The sequence below is a fragment of the Streptomyces flavofungini genome (assembly GCF_014650815.1).
In the GTDB taxonomy this organism is placed as follows: Bacteria; Actinomycetota; Actinomycetes; order Streptomycetales; family Streptomycetaceae; genus Streptomyces; species Streptomyces flavofungini.
On sequence record NZ_BMVR01000005.1, the window covers coordinates 122,087 to 145,335 of the forward strand.

The following is a 23,249-nucleotide window of genomic DNA, read 5'->3' on the forward strand; positions in this document are numbered from 1 at the left end:
TGAGGTCTCGCGGGGCGGTGGCCATAGGATCACCGAGGTGAACTACCGAGCCACCGCCCCTCTGACCAGGGGGCCCCGCGCCCGCCGTATCGCTCCCGCAGCCCTGGCTGCCCTGACGTTGACCGCCCTCACCGCCTGCACCGGTGGCGGCGTCGACGGAACCCCCGGCGCCGCAGGTGTCCGCGACCCGTTCTTCCCCAAGCTCGGAAACGGGGGATACGACGTGGCGCACTACGGCCTGACCCTCGGCTACGACCCGGAGAACCGCCACCTCACCGGCACGGCGGAGATCACGGCCCGCGCCACCAAGAAGCTCAGCGCCTTCAACCTCGACCTCAAGGGCCTGGACGTCAAACAGGTCACCGTCGAGGGCAAGGAAGCCCGTTTCAACCGCGCCGGTGACGAGCTGACGGTGCGCCCGCGTGACGACCTCGACCGGGGCGAGACGTTCCGCACGACCGTTCGCTACTCCGGGACGCCGCAGACGGTCATCGATGCGGACGACGCCGAGGAAGGCTGGCTGAAGGGGGAGGAGAGTGCGATCGCGGTCGGCGAGCCGGCCGGTTCGATGGCGTGGTTCCCGAGCAACAACCACCCGAGCGACAAGGCCGCATACGACATAAGGATCACCGTGCCCAAGGGGCTGAAGGCGATCTCCAACGGCGAGTTGACGCATGAGACCACGACGAACGGCCGCACCACGTTCGCCTGGCACAACGCCGAGCCCATGGCCAGCTATCTGGCGACCGTGGCGATCGGTAAGTTCGAGACGAAGAAGTCGATGACGGCCAAGTCGAACTCCGGCATCCCGGTGTTCACAGCGATCGACCCCACCCTGCCGGACGGCAAGTACAAGAAGACCGAGAAGGTCCTCGCGAAGATCCCCGAGATCATGGACTGGGCGGAGCTCAACTTCGGCCCCTACCCCTTCTCCTCGACCGGAGCGATCGTCGACGACCGGGTGGGCCTGGGCTACGCCCTGGAGACCCAGACCAAGCCGGTGTTCCCCGTCTCCGAGGCCAACACGTCGACGCTCGTCCACGAGCTGGCACACCAGTGGTTCGGCAACTCGGTCACGCCGAAGACATGGCAGGACATGTGGCTGAACGAAGGCTTCGCGAGCTACGCGGAGTGGCTGTGGGAGGAGGACAACGGAGGGGACAGCACGCAGGACATCTTCGACGCGCTGTACGAGCAGGACGAAGACGAAGCCATCTGGGACTTCCCGCCGGCCAAGCAGTCGGACGCCGCGAGCATCTCGGATGAACCGGTGTACGACCGGGGTGCGATGGTGATCCACAAGATCCGCGAGACGGTCGGCGACGATACCTTCTACGCCATCATCAAGGGCTGGACGAAGACCTATCGCCACGGAAACGCGAACACGAAGGACTTCACGACGTACGTCGAGGAGCACGCGGGGGACGACGCGTCGCGTGAGGAACTGAAGCAGGTATGGGCGGACTGGCTTTACGGGGACGGGAAGCCAGACAAGCCGTAGATCCACAGGGCGCAGATGCACAAGGCGCGGACGTGCAGGGTGCATACGTGCAGGACGGTGCCACCACTTGAGCCGCTCGGCGCCACCGGCTTACAGGGGCTTGCGCAATACGGCGCAGCGGCGGCCGAGTTGGGTGTCCTCGCGATGGTCGAGGAGTTCGTAGCCGAGGGCGGTCCAGAAGGCGAGGCCCTTCGGGTTGTTGTCGAGGACAGCGAGGCGTACGGCGGTGCGCCCCATGGAGCGGAGGCGTTCCTCGGTGGTGGTGGCCAACTGGCGGCCCAAGCCGGTGCGTTGGACTCGGGCGTCCACCAGGAGGAGGCCGATCCAAGGGTCAGGGTCGGCCGGGTCGGGGTGGTGGGCGAGGGTGACGACGACGCCGATGAGTCGGCCTTCGGAACGGCCGAGGAGCACTTCGGCGCCGGGTTGGGAGAGTTCGTCGGCGAGTGCGGTGGCGACCTGTTCGGCGTTGATGTGATGCGCATCCGGGAAGTCTCCGCTGAGTGCGAAGAACTCGTGGTTGGAGGCGTAGAGGGCGGTGAGTTCCGTGAGGAGGGGGCCGGGCAGGCCGCCGGGGGAGGTGCCGTCGGCGGTGAAGGAGAGTGGTTCGAGGATCATGCGGCGCAGGCTAGCTGTCCGGGCAGGGGCGCGGGCCGGCTGACAGGGAGGAAGCCGCGTCCAAGGCCGAGGTCAGGGCCGCGTCCAGGGCTGGGGTCAGGGTCAGGGTCAGGGCGGTGAGTTGAGGTCCGGCTAGGACGGTGAGTCGGGGGACGGGGGGTTGCCGGGGCTCGGGGTAGTGGGGCGGTTGCGGGTGGTGGAGCGGTGCCATTCGCTGCGGAGGGACCAGAGGATTGCGCCGAGGGCGGCTACGTTGCCGGCGATCCAGAAGGGGGAGGGGTCGGGTTCGGTCAGGTTGCCGATGAGCATGACGGTGAGGCAGAGGGCTAGGAAGCCGGAGGCGTAGAACTCGCGGCGGGCGAAGCGTTGGCTGCGGCGGGGGCCTTCGGAGAGGCGGAGGGCGTAGACCTCGACGTCGCCGAAGACATCGGTGGCCGGTTCGGCGCCGGGGGGCGAGGCGAGGTGGTGGCGGGCCTCGCGGACGTGGTCGCGGGCCTGGGCGGACGGCATGGCGTGGCGGCCGCGCAGGAGGCCGTCGAGGCGGGTGAACCAGGCCTCGTCGTCAGGGCCGGAGGGGGTGAGGGTGAACCAGCGGTCGATGGTGGTGTCGGGGAACTTCACGGCCGCGGTGATGAGGGCGACGAAGGCGAGCATCAGGGCGGGGGCGGGTACGGCGAACAGTTGGCCCGCGGGGACGAGGGGGGCGGCGCCGACTCCCGCGCACACCGATCCGGCTGCGGCCGCGGCGAAGTACCAGGAGCCGCGAATCCGGCCGGCGGCGTGGGCGCCGAGAGCCCCGGCGGCCAGCGTGGTGCCGAGGACGATGGCTGAGGTGACGGTGAGGGAGGGCCAGCCGATGCCGACCCAGAGGCCGCCGCTCAGCCACTGGAGGCCGCAGAAGAGGAGTCCGGAGAAGCCGAGGGAGAGGAAAGAGCCGGAGACGCGTTCGCCGGGGGTCAGGCCGTGGGCGTCGATGCGGGCGCGGTGTTCTTCGGGGATGCGTTCGTCGGCGACGGTCTGGGCGTAGGTGACGGGGTCGCCGAGGAGGTCGAGGGCGGGGAGGCCTTCCTCGTGGACGAGTTGGTGTGCCTCGGCGAGGACTTCGTCGGCGAGGTCGGAGGGGGCGTCGTGGTCGAGGACGAGGCGGACGTGGACGGTGGCGGCCCAGTCCTCGTCGCCCTTGCGCTCCCAAGTGGGCTTCGGCTGGTGGTTCTTGGTCATATCGAGTTCCCCGGTTCTCCCGCGTGGGCTGCGGGTCGTGCTGTGCCAGGTGCGGCAGGTTCACCGGGGCCGTCGGGTTCACCGGGTGTGCCGGGTGCGGTGGTCCCGGTGAGGGTGGCGACGGAGTGGGTGAAGGAGGCCCAGGCGGTGCGGTCGTGGTGCAGGCGGGCTCGGCCCGCGTCGGTGATGCGGTAGTACTTGCGGCCGGGGCCGCCCTCGCCGGCGCCCCACTCGATCTCGACGGAGCCGTCCTCTTCGAGGCGGGTGAGGGCCGGGTAGAGGGTGGCGGCCTTGACTCCGTGGAGGCCTGCGGTGGCGAGGTGGTTGAGGAGGGCGTAGCCGTAGCTCTGCTTCTCGGTGTCGAGGATGGCGAGGAGGCAGAGGGGGAGTACGGCTCGGGTCCAGGCGGTGTTGGTGGTCCCGGTCCCGGTGGTGCCGGTGCCGGTCCCGGTGGCGCCTGTGCTGCCGCTGCCGCTGCCGCTGTCGGTGCTGCCGGTGCCTGCGGCGGAGGTCTCTGCGGAGGTGGTCCCCGTGGTGCTGGTCCCGGGGGTGCTGGTCCCCGGGGCGGCGGCCCCGGCTGGGGGTGCTGCCCGTGCTGGCTCCGGGGTTTGGGGATGCCTCCTCGCCGCTCTGGTCACGCTTCGCCCTCCGGTCCTGCTTCGCTCGTCGTCACGTTGCGGCGCTGCTTGGCTTCGCTCGCGTTTGTCGGCTGCTCGACTAGTTGGGAAATTAGAATAGTGGGAGAGGTGGGCTAGTGCCAGGGCGGGGGTGTTGGGGCATGCGAAAGGCCCCGACCGGGGATGGTCGGGGCCCTTGCTTGGTGCTGGTCCGCTAGGCGGAGGAACCTCAGACGTTGACGCCGAAGTCCTGCGCGATGCCGACGAGGCCGGAGGCGTAGCCCTGGCCGACGGCGCGGAACTTCCACTCGGCGCCGCTGCGGTACAGCTCGCCGAAGACCATGGCGGTCTCGGTGGCGGCGTCCTCGGAGAGGTCGTAGCGGGCGATCTCGGCGCCGCCGGCCTGGTTCACGATGCGGATGAACGCGTTGCGGACCTGGCCGAAGTTCTGCGAGCGGTTCTCGGCGTCGTAGATGGAGACCGGGAAGACGATCTTCTCGACGTCGGCGGGGAGGCCCGCGAGGTTGACGTTGATCTGCTCGTCGTCGCCCTCGCCCTGGCCGGTGACGTTGTCACCGGTGTGGACGATGGTCTGGTCCGGCGTCGCCTTGTTGTTGAAGAAGACGAAGTGGGCGTCCGAGTAGACCTTGCCCTGGGGGTTCACCGCGATGGCGGAGGCGTCCAGGTCGAAGTCGGTGCCCGTGGTGGTGCGGACGTCCCAGCCGAGGCCGACCGTGACGGCGGTCAGGCCAGGTGCCTCCTTGGTGAGCGAGACGTTGCCGCCCTTGGACAGGCTTACAGCCATTGTTGGGAGTCCCTTCCTAGTTGCGTGAGTACAACCGTTTAGTACGTGCGTACTTTGCGGGCTTCGTGCTGGGACGAAGCTACCGACACCCCTATGAACGCCGATGGGGGTATCGAAGGTTCCATATGCCGAGGACTGTCTTTACTTTCTTTACTTGCTTGATGCGGACCCTGATGCGGACCCTGATGCGGACCCTGATGGGGACCTTGATGTGGGCCCCGAGAGGGCCTGGAGGGGGATCCGTGGGCGCGGCGGGGTGCGGGCGGGGAAAAGTGGGTGACGTGGGGCGTTCGGACGCGGGACCATGGAGCACATGTCCGGTCAGCGCACTTACGTCATCCGTGGCTCCGTCTCGCTGCCCGAGGCCGAGCTGATGTGGCGTTTCTCGCGGTCCTCGGGGCCCGGCGGGCAGCACGTCAACACCAGTGACTCGCAGGTCGAGCTGCGCTTCGACCTCGCGCGCACGGAGGCGCTGCCCGAGGTGTGGAAGCAGCGTGCGCTCGAACGGCTGGAGTCGCGGCTCGTGGGTGGCGTCGTCAGCGTACGGGCGAGTGAGCACCGGTCGCAGTGGCGGAACCGGGAGATGGCGGCGATCCGCCTCGCCTCCCTGCTGGCGGAGGCCACCGCTCCGCCGCCCAAGCCGCGCCGCGCCACCCGGATCCCGCGGGGGATCAACGAGCGGCGCCTGCGGGAGAAGAAGCGGCGCGGGGAGACGAAGCAGGGGCGGTCGGGGAAGGACTGGGGGTAACCCGGGTCCAGGACGGTTGGTGCCCTGGTGCCCTGGTGCCCTGGTGCCCTGGTGGGCTGGTGGGCTGGTGGGCTGGCCCGGTGGTTCGGGACGGTCAGCCCAGTTGTCGGTAGCGGCCCTTGAAGTACAGGAGGGGGCCGCCGTCCGCGCTGGGCAGTTCCGCTGTCAGGACGCGGCCGATGACCAGGGTGTGATCGCCCGCTGTCACGGTCTGTTCCGTGCGGCATTCGAGGGTCGCGAGGGCGCCGCCGACCAGGGGGGCGTGGGTGATGCCGCCGCGTACGTAGGGGATGTCCTCGAAGAGGAGCCGGTCGCTGATGCGGCCCTTCATGGCGAAGCGGCCCGCGATGTGGCGCTGGCTCTCGGTCAGGACCGACACCGCCCACAGCGGCTGCTCCGCGAGCAGGTCGTCCATGCGGGAGCCCGCGCGCAGGCTGACCATGACCAGGGGAGGGTCCAGGGACACGGAGAGGAAGGCCGTCGCCGTCATGCCGATGTCCTCGCCGCCCGGGGCCGTCGGGTCGTCCGGGTCCAGCGGGGGCTCTTGGGCCGTCACCAGGACCACGCCCGCGGCCAGGCGGGACATGGCGGCGCGGAACTCGTCGTTGCTCACCCCCACAGGATGAGGGGTGGACGGAGTCCGGGCCGGGGTCTGGGTCTTGAGGGTCAGATCGGGAGCCACGCTGTTGACGCTAGTCGCGGCGTCGGGCTATCCGCATCGGCCCCCGGACCGAGGGGGGACCTAGGACGAGACCTAGGACTCCGGCGCCCCACGCTCCTCGTAGCTCAAATCGGGCTCAACTTCAGGGCTCAAATCGGACCCCTCACCTGTGACTTGAGTCACAGGGCCCATATTTTGTTGACCCTGTGTACCGGGTGGGCAGCTCGCTGTGATTCAGTGACGGTGGCAATCGGACAGGCACGGAACAGGCACGTACAGGCACAGACGCTGGGGCGCCACAGCGCGACGGGGCGCGAAGGAACGCACAGCGGAGTCAGAGATTCAGAGTCACAGTCAAGAGATTCAGAGTTACGGACACTGAGGACGCTGCGGATCCTGGAGTTGCTGTCGAGGTCTCGGGGAGAGCGAGCATGGAGACCGAGTCGGAGCCGTACGTCCGTCTTGCGACCCTGCGGCAGCTGCATCAGGTGGTTGCGGACCTCAACACGGCCCGCAGTCTCGCGGACACGCTGCAGACCGTCGCCGACGGCGTGGTCAACGGCCTTGGCTATGAACTGGCGTGCGTCAATCTCGTACGCCCGGACGGCGATCTCGTCGTCGCCGCGTTCGCGGGCAACCCGGCCGCCGAGGCCCTGATCACCGGCCGTGTCGGCTCCCGCGAGTCCTGGGAGCGCCGGCTGGCCATGGGCGAGGCGTGGGGCGCGCTGCGCTTCATCCCGTACACGGAGGGCTGGGTCCTCGACGAGGACGACGTGCCGCAGTGGTACACCGAGGGCCCCGAACCGCGCTTCGAGGATGAGTGGCACCCCTCCGACCGGCTGTTCGCGCCGATGTACGCGACGGGGTCGTCCGGCGGTGAGCTGATCGGCGTGATCTCCGTGGACCGGCCGCGCAACGGGCGGCGCCCCGGCGCGTGGGGGCGCGAGGCGCTGCAGATGTACGCCTTCCAGGCCGCCATCGCCATCAGCAACGCCCGTCTGCGGGCCAACATGCAGCGCGCCCTGGTCCGCCTGGAGCGCGAGCAGCAGGCGCTGCGGGCCAGCGAGGAGAGCTTCCGGCAGGCCTTCGAGTACGCGCCCAGCGGCATGGCGATCGCCGAGATGGGCGGCGACCAGCACGGCCGGATCCTGCGGACGAACGACGCGCTGTGCCGCCTGCTCGGCCGCCCCGCGTCCGCGATGCGCCGCTATTCGTTCTCCGACCTGGTCCACCCCGAGGACATCGGGACGCTGCTGCGTACGTCGGCGGAGGGCGGGCGGGCGGAGCTGAGGTTCGCGCGGCGCGACGGGACGTATGTGTGGGTGTCGCTGCGGAACTCGGTGGTGGCGGACGCCGCGGACGGGCCCCGGTTCCTGCTCACGCACGTCGAGGACATCGAAGAGCGCAAGCGCCGTGAGCTGCAGCTCGCGCACCGCGCCTCGCACGATTCGCTGACCGGACTGCCGAACTCCGCCGAGCTGCGCGCCCGGCTCAGCTCCCGGCTCTGTCGTCGGCCGCACGCGGGGCAGCCGTCCACGGTGGACTCGCTGGACGCGGCGTACGACAACAGCGGCCTGTACGCGCCGGGGCATGCCCTGGGGCACGGGCACGCGCCCTCAGGGGGCGCGCACGCGGGGGCGCAGGGCGACGGCTTTGACCACCACGTCCATACAGTCGCCCCGCCCGAGGAGAGCGCCCCCGACGACGGCACCAAGGGTCTCGCCGTTCTCTTCTGCGACCTGGACGGTTTCAAGTCGATCAACGACCGCTTCGGGCATCACACCGGCGACGCCGTCCTCATCGAGGTCGCACGCCGTCTGACCAGCGGTGTCCGTGACGGGGACACGGTGGCGCGGCTCGGTGGCGACGAGTTCGTGGTGCTCGCCGACGGGCTCGGCCGGGCCGATGCGCAGGACCTCGCGGTGCGGCTGCGGAACGCGATCATCCCGCCGATCAGGGTCGACGGGCGCGCGGTGCGCGTCGGCGCCAGCTTCGGCATCGGATGGGCACATTGCGGGATGTCGGCGGACGAAGTGCTGCACTCCGCCGACCAGCGGATGTACGTGGAGAAAAGGTCGCGGGCCAAGCAGCACCGGCGGGCCGGGTGAGCGTGAGACCACGTACGCGCGCCGGGTGTGGACGGCGCACGCGGCAGGGTGCGAACTCTCCTGCGCGGTATGCGAACTCCCCTGCGCAGTAACGGATGCGGCGCCCGGCGCGGTGCGCGGGCCGCACCGGAGCGGGCGCCCCGGCGGGCGAGACCGCCGATGTCCTGGAAGAAGTCAACGTCAACTCGGGCGGTCACCCGGAACGGGTAGGCTCGCCCGCATCCGCGATGCGAGGGAGTGACCTGCGAATGACGCCCGGCAATAACGGCGAGCACACGCCGCGCGCGCCAGAGGGCGATGACGACCCGTTCGGCTACCTGTACGCAGACGGCCAGGCGGCCGGTGCGACACCGCCCTCGGGCGGCGGGTACGGCTACCCGGGGCCGCGGTCCTCGTACAACCACGTACGTGCGGTCGGAGAGCGCCAGTACGGGCAGCAGCCGCAGGGGCAGGCGCCCGGCTACGGTCAGGCGCCCGCATACGGTCAGCAGCCCGCGTACGGCCAGCAGGGCGGGCAGGCGCCGCAGCAGGCCTACGGGCAGCCCAGCGCCCACTACGCCGCGCCCGAGGCGCAGCCCGGAGTCACCGCGTCCATGCGGCAGGCCGGCGGGCCCGGGGCGCCCGGCTCGGGCGCCCACGGTGGCGGTGGTGGACGTGGGCGGGGGCCCAACACCAAGGGGCTGCTCATCGGGGCCATCGCTGTGGTCGCTGTCGTCGCCGTCGGCATCGGGGCCGCGATGGTCTTCGGCAAGGACGACGGTGACAGTGGTGACGACGCGAAGAAGCCCGGCTCCAAGGTCAGCCAGTCCGAGACCGAGCCGCCCAGCCCCTCCGCGTCGAAGGGCGACGACAAGGACGACGCCGAGCTGCCCAAGTCCGATGCCAAGGCCCTGAAGTTGGAGGGCGGGACCACCACCGCCTCCGACATCGAGGGCGCGGAGTCCTCGGGTGGGGTGTACGTCGCCGGGCTCAACAAGCCCGGGGCGCAGGTGACCTGGACCGTTGACGGGATTCCCAAGAGCGGGGCCTACACCGTTTTCGTGGGGTACTCCGTGCCTGGCAAGGCGGCCGAGACGACGCTCGGGATCAACGGGACCGCGTCCGGGCGGAAGCTCAACATGGACAACTTCGCCGGGGCGAAGAACGGGGCCTGGGACAAGGGTTGGACCAAGACGTTCGCCTTCGTCGAGCTGAACAAGGGCACCAATACGGTCACCGTGTCCTGCCAGGACGGGGACAAGTGTGACGCTGTGCTCGACCGGGTGTGGTTGAAGGCGGGGCACGTCAAGGAGTAGGGCTCTCCCGAGTCCCGCCCCCATCCCGCCCCCATCCCGATCCCGCCCCGATCGGCGCCCCGCCCCGATCGGCGCCCCGCCCCGATCGGCGCCCCGCCCCGATCGGCGCCCCGCCCCGATCGGCGCCCCGCCCCGATCGGCGCCCCGCCCCGATCGGCGCCCCGCGCCTCGTCCGCAAGCGCCGGACGGGCTTCGACGAGGGCCTACGCCGCGGTCGGCGTGCCCGTGATCGCGACCTTCGGCAGGACCTCCTCGTACACCGCCGCGTCGAACTCGCCCGCCACCGGCGCCGCGACCGTCGCCGCCGACAGGGCCACCGCGCGGGACAGGCGGTCCGGCCAGGGCAGGTGGCGGACCAGGCCGGAGAGGAGGCCCGCCACGGCCGAGTCGCCCGCGCCGGTGGGGTTGCCGTGGACCGGGCCGGGGGGCTTGGCGTGCCAGGTGCCCTCGAGGGTGCGGGCGAGGAGGCCGTCGGGGCCGAGGGAGGCGACGACGGCGTGGGCGCCGCGGCGGCGGGCGTCGCGGGTGGCCTGGGAGGGCTCGTGGGCGCCGGTGAGTTCGGCCAGTTCGTCGGCGTTCGGCTTGACGATGTCGGGGCGGGCGGCGACGCCGCGGCGCAGGGGTTCGCCGCTGGTGTCGAGGAGTACGGGTACGGCGGCGGCGCGCGCGGCGCGGACCAGGAGGGCGTACGCGCCCACCGGTACGCCGGGCGGGAGGCTGCCGCACAGGGCGACGGCCGTCACGTCGTCGTCGGCCAGCAACTCCTCGTAGGAGGTGAGGAATCCGGCCCATTCGGCGGGGGAGACGGTCGGGCCCGGCTCGTTGAGCTGGGTGGTGTCGCCGGTGCGGGCGTCCACGACGGCCAGGGTGCGGCGGGTGGCGCCCGCGACGGGGCGCAGGCCGTCCCGGACGCCGGGCACGCCCGCGAGGTGGTCGCGCAGGGTGCGGCCGGTGTCGCCGCCCGCGAAGCCGGTCACCGTGACGTCGTGGCCGAGGGCGGCGAGGACGCGGGCGACGTTCAGGCCCTTGCCGCCCGCGCGTTCGGTCACCTCGGTGACGCGGTGCGAGGTGTGCGAGACGAGGGCGGGGACTTTGTACGTGAGGTCCAGGGCGGCGTTCAGCGTGACCGTGACGATCACTGCTTCACCCCCGGGACCACGGATCCGCCAACTGCGTGCTGTGTGCGGCTTTCGGGGCCTGATCATGCCAAAAAGAAGGCGGTTGGCCCAGGGCTTGGACCAACCGCCTCGCCCCGGAGGGCATTTCCTCACGGGTTCCTCATAGGGGTTCCTCATACAGGTGACCACGGGATTCCCGCGCGGGCACCCCGTGCGGTCAGGGCTCGATGACCCACTCGCCCTTGCGCAGCACGCCCTTGAGCTTGAACCCGGCGTCCAGGACCACGACGTCCGCGTCCTTGCCCGGCTCCAGGGAGCCGACGCGGTCGTACATGCCGAGGAGCTTGGCCGGGTTCGCGGAGATCGCGGCGACCACGTCCTCGACGGGCAGCCCGTCGACGGTCACCGACCGCTCGAACGCGCGGTCCAGGGTCAGCGTGGAGCCCGCGATGGAGCCGCCCTCGGCGAGCCGGGCGACGCCGTCCTTCACCTCGACCTCCAGCGGGCCCAGGTGGTACGTGCCGTCGCCGAAGCCCGCCGCGTCCATCGCGTCCGTGATGAGGGCGACGCGGTCGGCGCCCGCGTGGTGGAAGGCGAGCTGGAAGGAGGCCGGGTGCAGATGCGTGCCGTCGTTGATCAGCTCGACGGTGATCCGCTCGTCCTCCAGGAGGGCGGCGATGGGGCCGGGGGTGCGGTGGCCGAGGCCGGGCATGGCGTTGTAGAGGTGCGTGGCGACGGTGGCGCCCGCGTCGATGGCGGCCGTCGTCTGCTCGTAGGTGGCGTCCGTGTGGCCGATCGCCGCGATCACGCCGTGCTCGGCGAGGAGGCGTACGGAGTCCAGGCCGCCCGGCAGCTCGGTGGCGAGCGTGACCATCCGGGCCTGGCCGCGGGCCGCGTCGATGAGCTTGCGGACCTCCGCCGGGTCCGGGTCGCGCAGCAGGGCCTCGCTGTGGGCGCCCTTGCGGCACGGGGAGATGAAGGGGCCCTCGAAGTGGACGCCCGCGATGTCGCCCTGCTCGGCCAGCTCGGAGAGCAGGCCCGCGCGCTGCGCGAGGGCGTCCATGTCGGTGGTGACCGTCGAGGCCACGACCGTCGTGCTGCCGTGCAGGCGGTGCGTGTGCACGCCGTGCAGGATGTCGTCGGCCGTACCGCTGGTGAAGGACGCGCCGCCGCCGCCGTGGTTGTGGATGTCGACGAAGCCGGGGACCAGCCAGTGGCCGGTCAGGTCGATCGTCTCGGCCTCCGCGGGAGCGCTCCCGGCGATACGGCCGTCGTCCGTCACGATCACTCGGCCGTTCTGGACGGTGCCGGTGGGCAGTACCACCTGGGCACCGGCTAGAACCTTGCTAGTGGCCATCAGGTGGTTACCTCCGGGGAGTCGGGGTCGCGGGGTTGGTGGTGGTGCCGGGCGTGGTGGTGCGTGCGGTGGTGTCGGTCGTGCCGGGTGCGGTGGCGTCGAGCAGGTCCCACGCGAGCAGGCCCGCGCCCAGGCAGCCCGCAGCGTCGCCGAGTGCCGCCGGGACGATCTCCGGCAGCGTCTGGAACTGGACCACGCGGGCGGCGACGGCCGCGCGCAGCGGTGTGAACAAGGTTTCCCCGGCCTCCGCGAGACCGCCACCGATGATCAAGGTGTGCGGGTCCAGGAGGGTGAGGGCGGTGAGCAGGCCGTCGGCCAGGGCGTCGACCGCGTTCTGCCAGACGGCGAGGGCGCGCGGGTCGCCGGAGCGGACGGCCTTCGCGCAGTCCGCGGCGTCCGCGTTCGGGTCGCCGCTGGCCTCCGCCCAGGCCTTGCTCACCGCGGACGCGGAGGCCAGGCGCTCCAGGCAGCCGCGCTGGCCGCAGCCGCAGGGCGGGCCGCCGGGGCGTACGACGATGTGGCCGATCTCGCCCGCGGAGCCGTGGGCGCCCGGCTCGATCGTGCCGTTGATGCCGATCGCGCCCGCGATGCCGGTGCCCAGGGGGACGAAGAGGAAGCGGTCGGCGCCCTTGCCCGCGCCCACGCGGCCCTCGGCGAGGCCGCCCGTGCGCACGTCGTGGCCGAGCGCCACGGGGATGCCTTCCAGGCGGGTGCTCAGGAGGTCGCGGAGCGGTACGTCGGTCCAGCCGAGGTTGGCCGCGTACACGGCGATGCCGTGGTCGGCGTCCACGATGCCCGGTACGGCCACGCCGGCCGCGGCCGCGGGCTCGCCCAGGTGCGCCAGGCCGTGGGCCCTCAGGTCGGCCGCGAACTCCACGATCGACGCCACGACCGCGTCCGGGCCGCGGTCCCGGCCGGTGGGGCGGCGGGCCTCGTGGAGCAGCGTGCCGTCCGCCCCGACCAGGGCGGCCTTCATTCCGGTGCCGCCCACGTCCAGGGCGATGACATGTCTCACGGGGACAGTGTCGCGTGTGACCCGCGAGAGGTCTAGTCCACCTGTTCCGGCGCGGCGCCTGCGGGGGCGGGGCGGGCCTCGCGGTGCGCCCCCTGGCCCCCGGCCGCCCGCTCGCCGCGGGGCAATAAGCCAAGGCCGTTGCAGAAGTGATACTCGGGTGGTGTAGACCTTGTATCCGGACGCGGGGGAAACTCGCGGTTCAGTACGTACGACGAGGGTGGGAAACAGCAGTGCAGCGGCGCGTGACAGGTCTGACCGCGGCGGTGGCCGCACTGAGCATGACGGCGCTGCTCGCCGGCTGCGGCGGCGACTCCGGCGACGACGGTGACGTCACCCTCAAACTCGTGGCCGCCGACTACGGCGACTCCTCGGCCAACAGCTCCAAGAAGTACTGGGGCGAGCTGACGAAGAAGTTCGAGGCCGAGCACCCGGGCATCAAGGTCGACGTGACCGTGCACTCCTGGACGGACGTCGACCGCGAGGTCAAGGAGATGGTGAAGGACGGGAACGCCCCCGACCTCGCCCAGATCGGCGCGTACGCCGACTACGCCGCGCAGGACAAGCTGTACTCCGCCGACGACCTGCTCTCCATCCCCACCCAGGCCGACTTCCTCGCCCCCCTCTCGAAGGCCGGCGAGGTGAACCGGGTGCAGTACGGCATGCCGTTCGCCGCGTCCACGCGCCTGCTCTTCTTCAACGAGAAGCTGTTCAAGAGCGCGGGCATCAAGCCGCCGCAGAGCTGGACCGAGCTGCAGGCCGCCGCGCAGAAGCTGAAGGCGCGCGGCGTGAAGATCCCGTACGCGCTGCCGCTCGGCCCGGAGGAGGCGCAGGCCGAGACGATGCAGTGGCTGCTCAGCGGGGGCGGCGGCTACACCGACAACGTCGGCTCGTACGACATCGACTCCAAGCCGAACGTCACGACGTTCAAGTGGCTGAAGGACGAGCTGGTCGGCAAGGGGCTCACCGGCCCCACCGCGCCCGGCGAGCTCGACCGCGCCGAGGCCTTCGCCGCCTTCACCCGCGGTGACGTCGGCATGCTCAACGGGCACCCCACGCTGATGCAGATGGCCGCGAAGAAGGGCCTGAAGTACGGCATGGTGCCGATGCCCGGCATCAACGGCAAGGCCCAGTCCACGATGGGTGTCGCCGACTGGATGATGGCCTTCAAGCAGAACGGCCACCGCAAGCAGATCGGCGAGTTCCTCGACTACGTCTACAGCACGAAGAACGTCCTCGACTTCTCCCGCGAGTACGACCTGCTGCCCGTCACCACGTCGGCGTCGCAGGAGATGGCGGGGAACAAGGAGGACTCCGCGAAGCTCGGCGAGTTCCTGAAGGAACTGCCCGCCTCGCAGCTGTACCCGGTCGGCAAGACGTCCTGGGCGCAGGTCTCCGTGCAGGTCAAGAAGTACATCGGCAAGACCGTCGACAAGAACGGCGACCCCGCGGCCATCCTCGGGCAGATCGAGTCGAAGGCGGCCGCGGAGGAGAGCGCGCAGTGAGGCAGGGGCACCCGGGTTAGCGTGGGTGCCATGACGGACGACGCGCGGCCCGGTTCCGGCGGGCCCCCCGAGCCGGGTGAGTGCTCCGGTCCCGGCGAGCTCTCGGAGCGTGCCAAGGCCGTGCTCGCGCTTGAGCGGCGGAACTGGGCCGGGCCCGGGGCCAAGGAGCGGGCCGTCCGGGAAGAGCTGGGGCTCGCCCCCGTCCGCTACTACCAGCTCCTGAACGCCCTCCTCGACGACCAGCGGGCCCTCGCCCACGATCCGGTCACCGTGAACCGACTGCGACGGGTCCGACAGGCGCGGCGCGCCGAGCGTTGACGTTAAGGTCTGGCCCATGGGTGACCCGACGCACTCCCTGCCGCAGCCGCCGAATCCCGCCGGGCGGGACGGACTCGCCGCGATCCTGGCCCGGCCCGAACGGGCCGTGATCGCCCTCGACTTCGACGGCACGCTGGCTCCGATCGTGCCCGACCCCGAGCTGGCCCGGGCGCACCCCGGCGCCGTGCCCGCGCTGGCCTCGCTCGCCCCGAAGGTCCGCTCCGTCGCCGTCGTCACCGGGCGGCCCGCGGGGGTCGCTGTGCGCTACGGCGGGTTCGCCGGGGTGCGCGGTCTTGAGCACCTCGTCGTGCTCGGGCACTACGGGGCCGAGCGGTGGGACGCCGTCAGCGGGACCGTGCAGGCCGCGGAGCCGCATCCCGGGGTGGCCGCCGTGCGGGCCGAACTGCCCGGGTTCCTGGACGCGATCGGGGCGTGGCGGGGGACGTGGATCGAGGAGAAGGGGCGGGCTGTCGCCGTCCACACGCGGCGGGCGCGGGATCCGCAGGCCGCGTTCGACGGGTTGCGGGGGCCGCTGGGTGAGCTCGCCTCCCGGCACGGGCTGATCGTCGAACCCGGGCGCCTCGTCCTTGAGTTGCGCCCGCCCGGCGTCGACAAGGGGGTCGCTCTTGTCGATTACGTACGCGAAGTGGGCGCCGAGTCCGTCCTCTACGCCGGGGACGACCTCGGGGACCTGCCCGCCTTCACGGCGGTCGAGAAATTGCGCTCGGACGGGGCGGTGCGGGGGCTGTTGGTGTGCAGCGGCAGCCCCGAGGTCGTGGAGCTGGCCGACCGGGCGGACGTGGTGACCGAGGGCCCCGCCGGTGTGGTGGCCCTGCTGTCGGCCTTGGCGGCCCGACTGCCCTGACGGGACCGTCGGCTCAGGTGGTCAGGGCCTGGAGTTGGTCCAGGAACCACTGGGCCGGGGGGAGGGCGGTCGCGGCCGCGGCCAGGCGTTTGGTGCGTTCGGCGCGTTCCTCGGGGGGCATCACCAGGGCCTCGTGGAGGGCCGCTGCCGTGGCGGAGACGTCGTACGGGTTGATGGTGAGCGCGTCCTCGGCGAGTTCCTCGTGGGCGCCCGCCTCGCGGGAGAGGACCAGTGCGCAGCCCTCGTCGGAGACGACGGGGACCTCCTTGGCGACGAGGTTCATGCCGTCGCGGATGGGGTTGACGAGGGCGACGTCGGCGAGCCGGTACGCGGCGAGGGAGCGCGCGAAGTCGTCCTTGACGTGCAGGACGACCGGCGTCCAGCCGGCGGTGCCGTACGCGGAGTTGATGGCCTCGGCGACCCGCGCCACCTCCGCGGTGTAGTCGCAGTAGACGGCGAGGTCCTGCCGGGAGGGGTAGGCGAAGGCGACGTGCACGACCCGCTCGCGCCACTCGGGCCGTTCGGCGAGCAGCTGCCGGTAGGCGCCGAGTCCGCGCACGATGTTCTTGGACAGCTCGGTCCGGTCCACCCGGACGATGATCTTCCGGTCGGGCCCGATCTGCTCCCGCAGCGCGGCCAGGCGCTCCTCGACGTCGGGCCGCCGCGACCGCTCCCGCAGGAAGTCCGCGTCGGCCCCGAGCCCGTGCACCCCGATGCGCGTCCCCGACGTACCGCCGAGGACCGCCACGCAGCACGCGGTGAACGCGTCCGCCCACCGTCCGGTGAGGAAGCCGAGCCGGTCCGCGCCGAGCATGCCGCGCAGCAGTTGCTCGGCGATGTCGTCGGGCAGCAGCCGGAAGTAGTCGACGGGCGCCCAAGGCGTGTGCGAGAAGTGCCCGATGCGCAGGTCGGCGCGGAGTTCGCGGAGCATGCCGGGCACCAGCGCCAGGTGGTAGTCCTGCACGAGGACGGCCGCGCCCGGCGCCGCCTCGTGCGCGAGGGCCTCGGCGAAGGCCCGGTTGTACGTCTCGTACGCGGCCCACTGGGCGCGGAACTCCGGCCCGAAGGCGGGTTCGAGGGGCGTCTGGTACAGCATGTGGTGCACGAACCACAGCACCGAGTTCGCGATGCCGTTGTACGCGTCGGCGTGCACGGCGGCGTCGATGTCGAGCATCCGCACCCCGGGCTCGCCGACCCCGCGCCGCACGGCCTCCCGGTCGCCGTCGCCGAGCGCCGAGCACACCCACAGGGCGTCGGCCTCGTCCCCGATGGCGCTGAGCCCCGACACGAGCCCGCCGCCGCCGCGCTTGGCGTCGAGCGTCCCGTCGGCGCCGAGGGAGTACGTCACCGGGCCGCGGTTGGACGCGACGAGGACCTGGGCTGCGCCCGCCTGCTCGGAAGCCATGTGCCGAAACCTAGCCGCTCGCGGAAACGCTCAAACGTCCGGCCGGGGAACGTCACATCCCTGAGCGGCCCGGCCGGAGGCGGGCCCTCCGCGGCCCGCGCACGAGCGGCGGGCGGACCGTATACGGCCCGCCCGGCGCCCCCGCCCGCCCCGCGCGAAGGGCACCCCGGCCCACCCCGCGCGAAAGGCGCCCCCGCCCGGCCCGGCACCCTCGGGTCAGGCCACCCGTCGCTCCGCGTACTCCGCGACCTCCACCATCGGTGGCCGCTCCTCGGTGTCCACCGCGTACGTCCGCGGCTCGAAGCCGTGCTCGCCGCGGACGAACTGGGTGAGTTCGGGGCGTACGAGATGGGCGCGGGCGAGCCGCAGCTGCGCGGTGCGGTAGATCGCCGCGGCCATCCGTCCGAGCGCCTGCCCGTCCTGGTGCCGGTGCCTGCGCACCCCGACGTCGACCTGCGCGAGCGCGTCCAGGCCCACGGTGTGCAGCGCGTCGACGAGCAGGCCGAGCTCCACGCCGTACCCGACGGGGAAGGGGAGGCGTTCGAGGAGCGACCTGCGGGCCGCGTACTCGCCGCCGAGCGGCTGCACGAACCCGGCGAGCTGCGGCCAGTGCATGTTCAGCAGCGGCCGCGCCATCAGCTCGGTGACCCGGCCGCCCTGCCCGGCCGTCGCGCCGGACGCCGGTCCGTCGGCCGCGGGGCCGTCGGACACCGTCATCGGGCGGTCGTACATAGCCTTCACGAACTGCACGTCCGGCTCCGTGAGCAGCGGTCCCACGATGCCGGAGACGAAGTCGGCCGAGAACTCCTTCAGGTCCGCGTCGACGAACGCCACGATGTCACCGTGCGTGACCAGCAGGGAACGCCACAGGACCTCGCCCTTGCCCGGTACGGCGGGCAGGCGCGGCAGGATCCCGTCCCGGTGCACGACCCGCGCCCCGGCGGCCGCGGCGACCTCGGCCGTGCGGTCCGCGGAGCCGGAGTCGATCACCACGAGTTCGTCGACGAGCGGCACCCGCTCCATCAGCTCCCGGCGGATCTCGGCGACGATCCCGCCGACCGTCTGCTCCTCGTCGAGGGCGGGCAGCACCACGCTCACCGAGGTGCCGAGGTCACGCTTGGCGGCTGTCAGGGTGCCCAGGGTGCGGTCGGCGACCGACCAGGAACGCCTGCTCAGCCAGCGCTCGACCTCTTCCAGCACGCGCGTCCTCCCGGTTGTGATCCATCTCGCGCATCGGACGACTATCTCAAGGGTCCAAGGCTTCGGTTACAGTCTTGAACAACGCCGGTGACCATCGCATGTCGGGGTCCCGGGCGTCACAATCGAATACCGCTCATCCAGAGGGGCAGAGGGATACGGCCCGTTGAAGCCCCGGCAACCCTCCAGCCGGTCTCGTACGCGAACCACGTGGACGTGCATGACGTCCATGGTGCTCGGCGTCGCGGGGCTCCCGGCTCGGGAAGGTGCCAATTCCGTCTCGTGGCGAGATGCGCCGCGAGGAAGATGAGGAGAAAGGGCCTCGCCTCCATGGCTGTGCAGACTGTCGCCACCACCACGCCTTCCGCGGACACCGTCGATCTCGGACCCGCGTCCGGGCTCTCCTGCCGCGAGTGCGGAACCCGCTTCGACCTCGGCCCCATCTTCGCCTGCGCCGAGTGTTTCGGTCCCCTCGAAGTGGCCTACGACCTGCCCCTCGGCGACCCGGAGAGCCTGCGCAAGCAGATCGAGTCCGGCCCCGCCAACATCTGGCGGTACGCCCCGCTGCTGCCCGTCCCCGCCGACGTGGCCGACAAGCCGAACCTCAACCCCGGCTGGACCAAGCTCGTCAAGGCCGACAACCTGGCCCGTGAACTGGGCGTCGAGCAGGGCAAGTTGTTCGTCAAGGACGACTCTGGCAACCCCACGCACTCCTTCAAGGACCGCGTCGTCGCGCAGGCCCTCGAAGCCGCGCGCGCCTTCGGCTTCACCACGCTGTCCTGCTCCTCCACGGGCAACCTCGCCGGTGCCGTCGGCGCCGCCGCCGCCCGCGCGGGCTTCCGCTCCTGCGTGTTCATCCCGCACGACCTGGAGCAGGGCAAGGTCGTCATGGCCGCGGTGTACGGCGGCGAGCTCGTCGGCATCGAGGGCAACTACGACGACGTGAACCGCTTCTGCTCCGAGCTGATCGGCGATCCGCTGGGCGAGGGCTGGGGCTTCGTCAACGTCAACCTGCGGCCGTACTACGGCGAGGGCTCCAAGACCCTCGCGTACGAGATCTGCGAGCAGCTCGGCTGGCGGCTGCCCGACCAGCTCGTCATCCCCATCGCCTCCGGCTCCCAGCTCACGAAGATCGACAAGGGTCTGAAGGAGCTGATCGCCCTCGGCCTGGTCGAGGACAGGCCCTACAAGATCTTCGGGGCGCAGGCGGCGGGGTGCTCGCCGGTGTCCACCGCGTTCAAGGCGGGCCACGACGTCGTCCGGCCGCAGAAGCCGGACACCATCGCCAAGTCCCTCGCCATCGGCAACCCGGCCGACGGGCCGTACGTCCTCGACATCGCGCGCCGCACGGGTGGTGCGGTGGAGGACGTCGACGACGAGCAGGTCGTCGACGCGATCGAGCTGCTCGCCCGGAGTGAGGGGATCTTCGCCGAGACCGCCGGGGGTGTGACGGTCGGTGTCACCAAGAAGCTGGTGGACGCCGGGCTCATCGACCCGACCCTCACCACGGTGGTGCTGAACACCGGCGACGGCCTGAAGACTCTCGACGCGGTCGCCGAGAGGTCCCAGGCGACCGCCACGATCAAGCCCAGCCTTGATGCGTTCCGCTCCGCGGGGCTCGCCGGTCAGGCGCCGTAGGGCCTGGCACACCGTGCTCGCTGCGGGAGCGCGGTGGCTGATCGCGCAGTTCCCCGCGCCCCTTTCAGGGGCGCCCCTCATCCCCGTACCCCTGAGGTGAACCCATGAGTGTCAACGTCCGCATTCCCACCATTCTTCGCACCTACACCGGTGGTCAGGCCGAGGTCGCCGCCGAGGGGGCGACGCTCGGTGAGGTCATCGCCGACCTGGAGAAGAACCACACCGGCATCGCCGCCCGGGTCCTGGACGACCAGGGCAAGCTGCGGCGGTTCGTGAACGTGTACGTGAACGACGACGACGTGCGGTTCGAGCAGGGCCTGGAGACGGCGACGCCGGACGGCGCCGGTGTCTCGATCATTCCGGCCGTCGCCGGCGGCTGCTGATCGCCCACTCCCGCGTGACGTACACAGCGTTACGAGAATTGCCCCCTCCGCGAGAGAAGCGGAGGGGGCAATTCTGTATGGTTGAGCGCGGTACAGTTGGGAATGGAACGACGTTCTCAGCGCCAGCAGTGCCGCGCGCATATTCGAAGTCGGCCGCGGAGCCGACAAGAAGTAGCCAAAGTGTGCTGCCTATTTGAGCCCCATGTGGCATTTGTCGGGCCCGACTTGCCCTGACTCCCGTGGAATTCTCCGGATATCTCCGATCGGGCGTGCCCAGAATTCTCGTCCGATTGACCTGTTGCAGAGGGCAGTTGGACAGATACATTCAGCCGCGGTCGACGCGTTCCGGCGCACACCCCCAACCCGTGGGGGGTGAGGTCTGACCCAGGTCCGCGAAGTGCGGGTCTGCGCAAGGGCCAGTAATAGGGGAGTTAGGCATGGCTCAGGGCACCGTCAAGTGGTTCAACGCGGAGAAGGGATATGGCTTCATCGCGGTCGACGGTGGTGCGGATGTATTCGTCCACTACAGCGCGATCCAGATGGACGGCTACCGCACCCTGGAAGAAGGTCAGCGAGTCGAGTTCGAGATCTCGCAGGGCCAGAAGGGTCCGCAGGCGGACATGGTCAAGCTCGCCGTCTGAGCGGCTTGACGCGATCGGCCACCGACGCGACGCAGACGAAGGGCCCGCACCCCGGGAACGGGGCGCGGGCCCTTCGTCGTTACAAGATCGGGCGTTCCGTCGGGACGCGGGCCCTGCGTGCGGGACGCGGGGGCGACCTCGCGCCCGCCCATCGCTGCTCATCGACGCTTCTTCGAAGCGACCTTGCGCCCGCCCGTCGCCCGACCACCACCCCACATCGACGCTTCTTCGAAGCGACCTTGCGCCCGCCCGTCGCCCGACCACCACCCCACATCGACGCTTCTTCGAAGCGACCTTGCACTCTCGGGGGTCGAGTGCTAATCATTGGCGTTAGCACTCTACGAGTGAGAGTGACAGAACTTGGATCGGGTCGGTGAGGTCCGGGGGCCGGGTGGGGCAAGGAACCACGCGGCTCGGGGGCCGTCCGTCGCGGGCACCTGCACGGTCCGTTTGCTTTTCCACCCCGTCCGGGAGGACCACTTCACATGGCCAAGATCATCGCGTTCGACGAGGAGGCACGGCGCGGCCTCGAGCGCGGCATGAACCAGCTCGCCGACGCCGTCAAGGTGACCCTGGGCCCCAAGGGTCGCAACGTCGTCCTCGAGAAGAAGTGGGGCGCCCCCACGATCACCAACGATGGTGTGTCCATCGCCAAGGAGATCGAGCTCGAGGACCCGTACGAGAAGATCGGCGCCGAGCTGGTCAAGGAGGTCGCGAAGAAGACGGACGACGTCGCCGGTGACGGCACGACGACCGCGACCGTCCTCGCCCAGGCGCTCGTCAAGGAAGGCCTGCGCAACGTCGCGGCCGGCGCCAACCCGATGGCCCTCAAGCGCGGCATCGAGAAGGCCGTCGAGGCCGTCTCCGGCGCCCTGCTCGAGCAGGCCAAGGACGTGGAGACCAAGGAGCAGATCGCTTCGACGGCCTCCATCTCCGCCGCCGACACCCAGATCGGCGAGCTCATCGCCGAGGCCATGGACAAGGTCGGCAAGGAAGGCGTCATCACCGTCGAGGAGTCCCAGACCTTCGGTCTGGAGCTTGAGCTCACCGAGGGCATGCGCTTCGACAAGGGCTACATCTCGGCGTACTTCGCCACCGACATGGAGCGTATGGAGGCGTCGCTCGACGACCCGTACATCCTGATCGTCAACTCCAAGATCTCCAACGTGAAGGACCTCCTTCCGCTCCTGGAGAAGGTCATGCAGTCGGGCAAGCCGCTGCTGATCATCGCCGAGGACGTCGAGGGCGAGGCCCTGTCCACGCTGGTCGTCAACAAGATCCGCGGCACCTTCAAGTCCGTCGCCGTCAAGGCCCCGGGCTTCGGCGACCGCCGCAAGGCCATGCTCGGCGACATCGCCATCCTCACCGGTGGCACGGTCATCTCCGAGGAGGTCGGCCTCAAGCTGGAGAACGCCGGTCTCGACCTGCTCGGCCGCGCCCGCAAGGTCGTCATCACCAAGGACGAGACGACCATCGTCGACGGCGCCGGTGAGAGCGACCAGGTCCAGGGCCGGGTCAACCAGATCCGCGCCGAGATCGAGAACTCGGACAGCGACTACGACCGCGAGAAGCTGCAGGAGCGCCTGGCGAAGCTCGCCGGCGGTGTTGCGGTCATCAAGGCCGGTGCCGCGACCGAGGTCGAGCTCAAGGAGCGCAAGCACCGCATCGAGGACGCCGTTCGCAACGCGAAGGCGGCCGTCGAGGAGGGCATCGTCGCCGGTGGCGGCGTGGCGCTCATCCAGGCCGCTTCGGTCTTCGAGAAGCTGGACCTCGAGGGTGACGAGGCCACCGGTGCCGCCGCTGTGAAGCTGGCCCTGGAGGCCCCGCTGAAGCAGATCGCGGTCAACGCCGGTCTCGAGGGCGGCGTCGTCGTGGAGAAGGTGCGCAACCTGCCCGTCGGTCAGGGCCTGAACGCCGCCTCCGGTGACTACGTCGACATGATCGCCGAGGGCATCATCGACCCGGCGAAGGTCACGCGTTCCGCCCTGCAGAACGCCGCGTCCATCGCCGCGCTGTTCCTCACCACCGAGGCCGTCATCGCCGACAAGCCGGAGAAGGCCGCCGCGGCCGCTCCGGGCGGCATGCCGGGCGGTGACATGGACTTCTGATCCTCGCGGATCGGACGTTCCCGTACGTAGCTGATACGTACCGCTCTTACGAAGGGGCGGCACTCTCCTCGCGGAGGGTGCCGCCCCTTCGGCGTGCGCGGACCGGAATGCCGCGACCGGTGCGGAAGTTG

The 23,249-nt window shown here is 70.8% G+C and carries 21 protein-coding genes and 1 riboswitch; of the genes, 11 read left to right on the forward strand and 10 right to left on the reverse strand.

Annotated features, from left to right (window positions below):
* Positions 1–37: 37 nt before the first annotated feature.
* The gene (locus IE274_RS13975; protein ID WP_190116039.1) at positions 38–1,501 is read left to right on the forward strand and encodes a M1 family metallopeptidase; all 1,464 of its coding nucleotides are present in this window, start codon (positions 38–40) and stop codon (positions 1,499–1,501) included.
* Positions 1,502–1,591: 90 nt separating this feature from the next.
* Here the strand turns inward: IE274_RS13975 and IE274_RS13980 are convergent, their stop codons facing one another.
* The 4 genes from IE274_RS13980 to IE274_RS13995 all read right to left on the reverse strand — a co-directional run bounded on the left by IE274_RS13980 (position 1,592) and on the right by IE274_RS13995 (position 4,759).
* Positions 1,592–2,116: a GNAT family N-acetyltransferase gene (locus IE274_RS13980; protein WP_190116040.1), complete on the reverse strand. Its 525-nt coding sequence runs from the start codon at positions 2,114–2,116 to the stop codon at positions 1,592–1,594.
* Positions 2,117–2,248: 132 nt separating this feature from the next.
* Positions 2,249–3,337 (reverse strand): hypothetical protein, encoded by a 1,089-nt coding sequence (locus IE274_RS13985; protein ID WP_190116041.1) that lies wholly within the window; start codon positions 3,335–3,337, stop codon positions 2,249–2,251.
* The gene (locus tag IE274_RS39455; RefSeq protein WP_229909532.1) at positions 3,334–3,975 is read right to left on the reverse strand and encodes a PadR family transcriptional regulator; all 642 of its coding nucleotides are present in this window, start codon (positions 3,973–3,975) and stop codon (positions 3,334–3,336) included. The genes IE274_RS13985 and IE274_RS39455 overlap by 4 nt, the downstream gene beginning before the upstream one ends.
* Before the next feature lie 208 nt (positions 3,976–4,183).
* A complete protein-coding gene (locus IE274_RS13995) occupies positions 4,184–4,759 on the reverse strand; it encodes a TerD family protein (protein ID WP_190116042.1) in 576 nt (191 codons plus the stop codon).
* Between the two features lie 304 nt (positions 4,760–5,063).
* On the opposite strand from IE274_RS13995, the gene arfB reads away from it, so the two are divergent.
* Complete coding sequence (gene arfB, locus IE274_RS14000; RefSeq protein ID WP_190116043.1) at positions 5,064–5,507, forward strand: alternative ribosome rescue aminoacyl-tRNA hydrolase ArfB; 444 nt, start codon at positions 5,064–5,066, stop codon at positions 5,505–5,507.
* A gap of 94 nt (positions 5,508–5,601) precedes the next feature.
* Here arfB and IE274_RS14005 read toward each other — a convergent pair whose 3' ends face one another.
* Positions 5,602–6,120: a flavin reductase family protein gene (locus tag IE274_RS14005; RefSeq protein ID WP_372446993.1), complete on the reverse strand. Its 519-nt coding sequence runs from the start codon at positions 6,118–6,120 to the stop codon at positions 5,602–5,604.
* 479 nt (positions 6,121–6,599) lie between these two features.
* Between IE274_RS14005 and cdgB the strand changes: the two genes are divergently transcribed.
* Positions 6,600–8,276, forward strand: a complete 1,677-nt coding sequence (gene cdgB, locus IE274_RS14010; RefSeq protein ID WP_190116044.1) for a diguanylate cyclase CdgB — start codon at positions 6,600–6,602, stop codon at positions 8,274–8,276.
* 248 nt (positions 8,277–8,524) lie between these two features.
* Complete coding sequence (locus IE274_RS14015) at positions 8,525–9,571, forward strand: carbohydrate-binding protein (RefSeq protein WP_190116045.1); 1,047 nt, start codon at positions 8,525–8,527, stop codon at positions 9,569–9,571.
* A 203-nt stretch (positions 9,572–9,774) separates the two neighbouring features.
* Here the strand turns inward: IE274_RS14015 and IE274_RS14020 are convergent, their stop codons facing one another.
* The 3 genes from IE274_RS14020 to IE274_RS14030 all read right to left on the reverse strand — a co-directional run bounded on the left by IE274_RS14020 (position 9,775) and on the right by IE274_RS14030 (position 13,061).
* On the reverse strand, positions 9,775–10,710 hold the full coding sequence (locus IE274_RS14020) for a 1-phosphofructokinase family hexose kinase (RefSeq protein WP_190116046.1): 936 nt from the start codon (positions 10,708–10,710) through the stop codon (positions 9,775–9,777).
* A gap of 196 nt (positions 10,711–10,906) precedes the next feature.
* Positions 10,907–12,046, reverse strand: a complete 1,140-nt coding sequence (gene nagA, locus IE274_RS14025; protein WP_190116047.1) for an N-acetylglucosamine-6-phosphate deacetylase — start codon at positions 12,044–12,046, stop codon at positions 10,907–10,909.
* A gap of 7 nt (positions 12,047–12,053) precedes the next feature.
* Positions 12,054–13,061 (reverse strand): ROK family protein, encoded by a 1,008-nt coding sequence (locus IE274_RS14030; protein WP_190116048.1) that lies wholly within the window; start codon positions 13,059–13,061, stop codon positions 12,054–12,056.
* 230 nt (positions 13,062–13,291) lie between these two features.
* Here IE274_RS14030 and IE274_RS14035 point away from each other — a divergent pair, with 230 nt between their 5' ends.
* The 3 genes from IE274_RS14035 to otsB are packed head-to-tail and all read left to right on the forward strand — an operon-like array spanning position 13,292 to position 15,746.
* The gene (locus tag IE274_RS14035; RefSeq protein WP_443732136.1) at positions 13,292–14,563 is read left to right on the forward strand and encodes an extracellular solute-binding protein; all 1,272 of its coding nucleotides are present in this window, start codon (positions 13,292–13,294) and stop codon (positions 14,561–14,563) included.
* 30 nt (positions 14,564–14,593) lie between these two features.
* Complete coding sequence (locus tag IE274_RS14040) at positions 14,594–14,881, forward strand: DUF3263 domain-containing protein (protein ID WP_190116049.1); 288 nt, start codon at positions 14,594–14,596, stop codon at positions 14,879–14,881.
* Between the two features lie 16 nt (positions 14,882–14,897).
* Positions 14,898–15,746 (forward strand): trehalose-phosphatase, encoded by an 849-nt coding sequence (gene otsB / locus IE274_RS14045; protein ID WP_190116050.1) that lies wholly within the window; start codon positions 14,898–14,900, stop codon positions 15,744–15,746.
* 13 nt (positions 15,747–15,759) lie between these two features.
* Here otsB and IE274_RS14050 read toward each other — a convergent pair whose 3' ends face one another.
* Both IE274_RS14050 and IE274_RS14055 read right to left on the reverse strand, forming a co-directional pair.
* Positions 15,760–17,151, reverse strand: coding sequence for an alpha,alpha-trehalose-phosphate synthase (UDP-forming) (locus tag IE274_RS14050; protein WP_190116051.1), 1,392 nt, complete (start codon positions 17,149–17,151; stop codon positions 15,760–15,762).
* 216 nt (positions 17,152–17,367) lie between these two features.
* The gene (locus IE274_RS14055; protein WP_190116052.1) at positions 17,368–18,351 is read right to left on the reverse strand and encodes a glucosyl-3-phosphoglycerate synthase; all 984 of its coding nucleotides are present in this window, start codon (positions 18,349–18,351) and stop codon (positions 17,368–17,370) included.
* Positions 18,352–18,481: 130 nt separating this feature from the next.
* A riboswitch (SAM riboswitch) is annotated at positions 18,482–18,661 on the forward strand.
* On the opposite strand from IE274_RS14055, the gene thrC reads away from it, so the two are divergent.
* The 4 genes from thrC (at position 18,655) to groL (ending at position 23,118) form a co-directional block, all read left to right on the forward strand.
* Positions 18,655–19,986, forward strand: a complete 1,332-nt coding sequence (gene thrC, locus IE274_RS14060; RefSeq protein ID WP_190116053.1) for a threonine synthase — start codon at positions 18,655–18,657, stop codon at positions 19,984–19,986. (Overlaps the previous riboswitch by 7 nt.)
* A gap of 104 nt (positions 19,987–20,090) precedes the next feature.
* A complete protein-coding gene (locus tag IE274_RS14065; protein WP_190116054.1) occupies positions 20,091–20,369 on the forward strand; it encodes a ubiquitin-like small modifier protein 1 in 279 nt (92 codons plus the stop codon).
* 437 nt (positions 20,370–20,806) lie between these two features.
* On the forward strand, positions 20,807–21,010 hold the full coding sequence (locus IE274_RS14070) for a cold-shock protein (protein ID WP_005315736.1): 204 nt from the start codon (positions 20,807–20,809) through the stop codon (positions 21,008–21,010).
* Between the two features lie 485 nt (positions 21,011–21,495).
* Entirely contained in the window at positions 21,496–23,118 is a 1,623-nt protein-coding gene (gene groL, locus IE274_RS14075) for a chaperonin GroEL (RefSeq protein ID WP_190116055.1), read from the forward strand.
* Positions 23,119–23,249: the final 131 nt, after the last annotated feature.

Excerpts from the sequence above, each read along its gene's own strand:
- IE274_RS13995 (WP_190116042.1), bottom strand. The coding sequence starts at position 4,759 with ATGGCTGTAAGCCTGTCCAAGGGCGGCAACGTCTCGCTCACCAAGGAG.
- IE274_RS13985 (WP_190116041.1), bottom strand. The coding sequence starts at position 3,337 with ATGACCAAGAACCACCAGCCGAAGCCCACTTGGGAGCGCAAGGGCGAC.
- IE274_RS14065 (WP_190116054.1), top strand. The coding sequence starts at position 20,091 with ATGAGTGTCAACGTCCGCATTCCCACCATTCTTCGCACCTACACCGGT.
- groL (WP_190116055.1), top strand. The coding sequence starts at position 21,496 with ATGGCCAAGATCATCGCGTTCGACGAGGAGGCACGGCGCGGCCTCGAG.
- otsB (WP_190116050.1), top strand. The coding sequence starts at position 14,898 with ATGGGTGACCCGACGCACTCCCTGCCGCAGCCGCCGAATCCCGCCGGG.
- IE274_RS14050 (WP_190116051.1), bottom strand. The coding sequence starts at position 17,151 with ATGGCTTCCGAGCAGGCGGGCGCAGCCCAGGTCCTCGTCGCGTCCAAC.
- IE274_RS14070 (WP_005315736.1), top strand. The coding sequence starts at position 20,807 with ATGGCTCAGGGCACCGTCAAGTGGTTCAACGCGGAGAAGGGATATGGC.
- IE274_RS14015 (WP_190116045.1), top strand. The coding sequence starts at position 8,525 with ATGACGCCCGGCAATAACGGCGAGCACACGCCGCGCGCGCCAGAGGGC.
- cdgB (WP_190116044.1), top strand. The coding sequence starts at position 6,600 with ATGGAGACCGAGTCGGAGCCGTACGTCCGTCTTGCGACCCTGCGGCAG.
- thrC (WP_190116053.1), top strand. The coding sequence starts at position 18,655 with ATGAGGAGAAAGGGCCTCGCCTCCATGGCTGTGCAGACTGTCGCCACC.
- IE274_RS13980 (WP_190116040.1), bottom strand. The coding sequence starts at position 2,116 with ATGATCCTCGAACCACTCTCCTTCACCGCCGACGGCACCTCCCCCGGC.
- arfB (WP_190116043.1), top strand. The coding sequence starts at position 5,064 with ATGGAGCACATGTCCGGTCAGCGCACTTACGTCATCCGTGGCTCCGTC.
- IE274_RS14040 (WP_190116049.1), top strand. The coding sequence starts at position 14,594 with ATGACGGACGACGCGCGGCCCGGTTCCGGCGGGCCCCCCGAGCCGGGT.
- nagA (WP_190116047.1), bottom strand. The coding sequence starts at position 12,046 with ATGGCCACTAGCAAGGTTCTAGCCGGTGCCCAGGTGGTACTGCCCACC.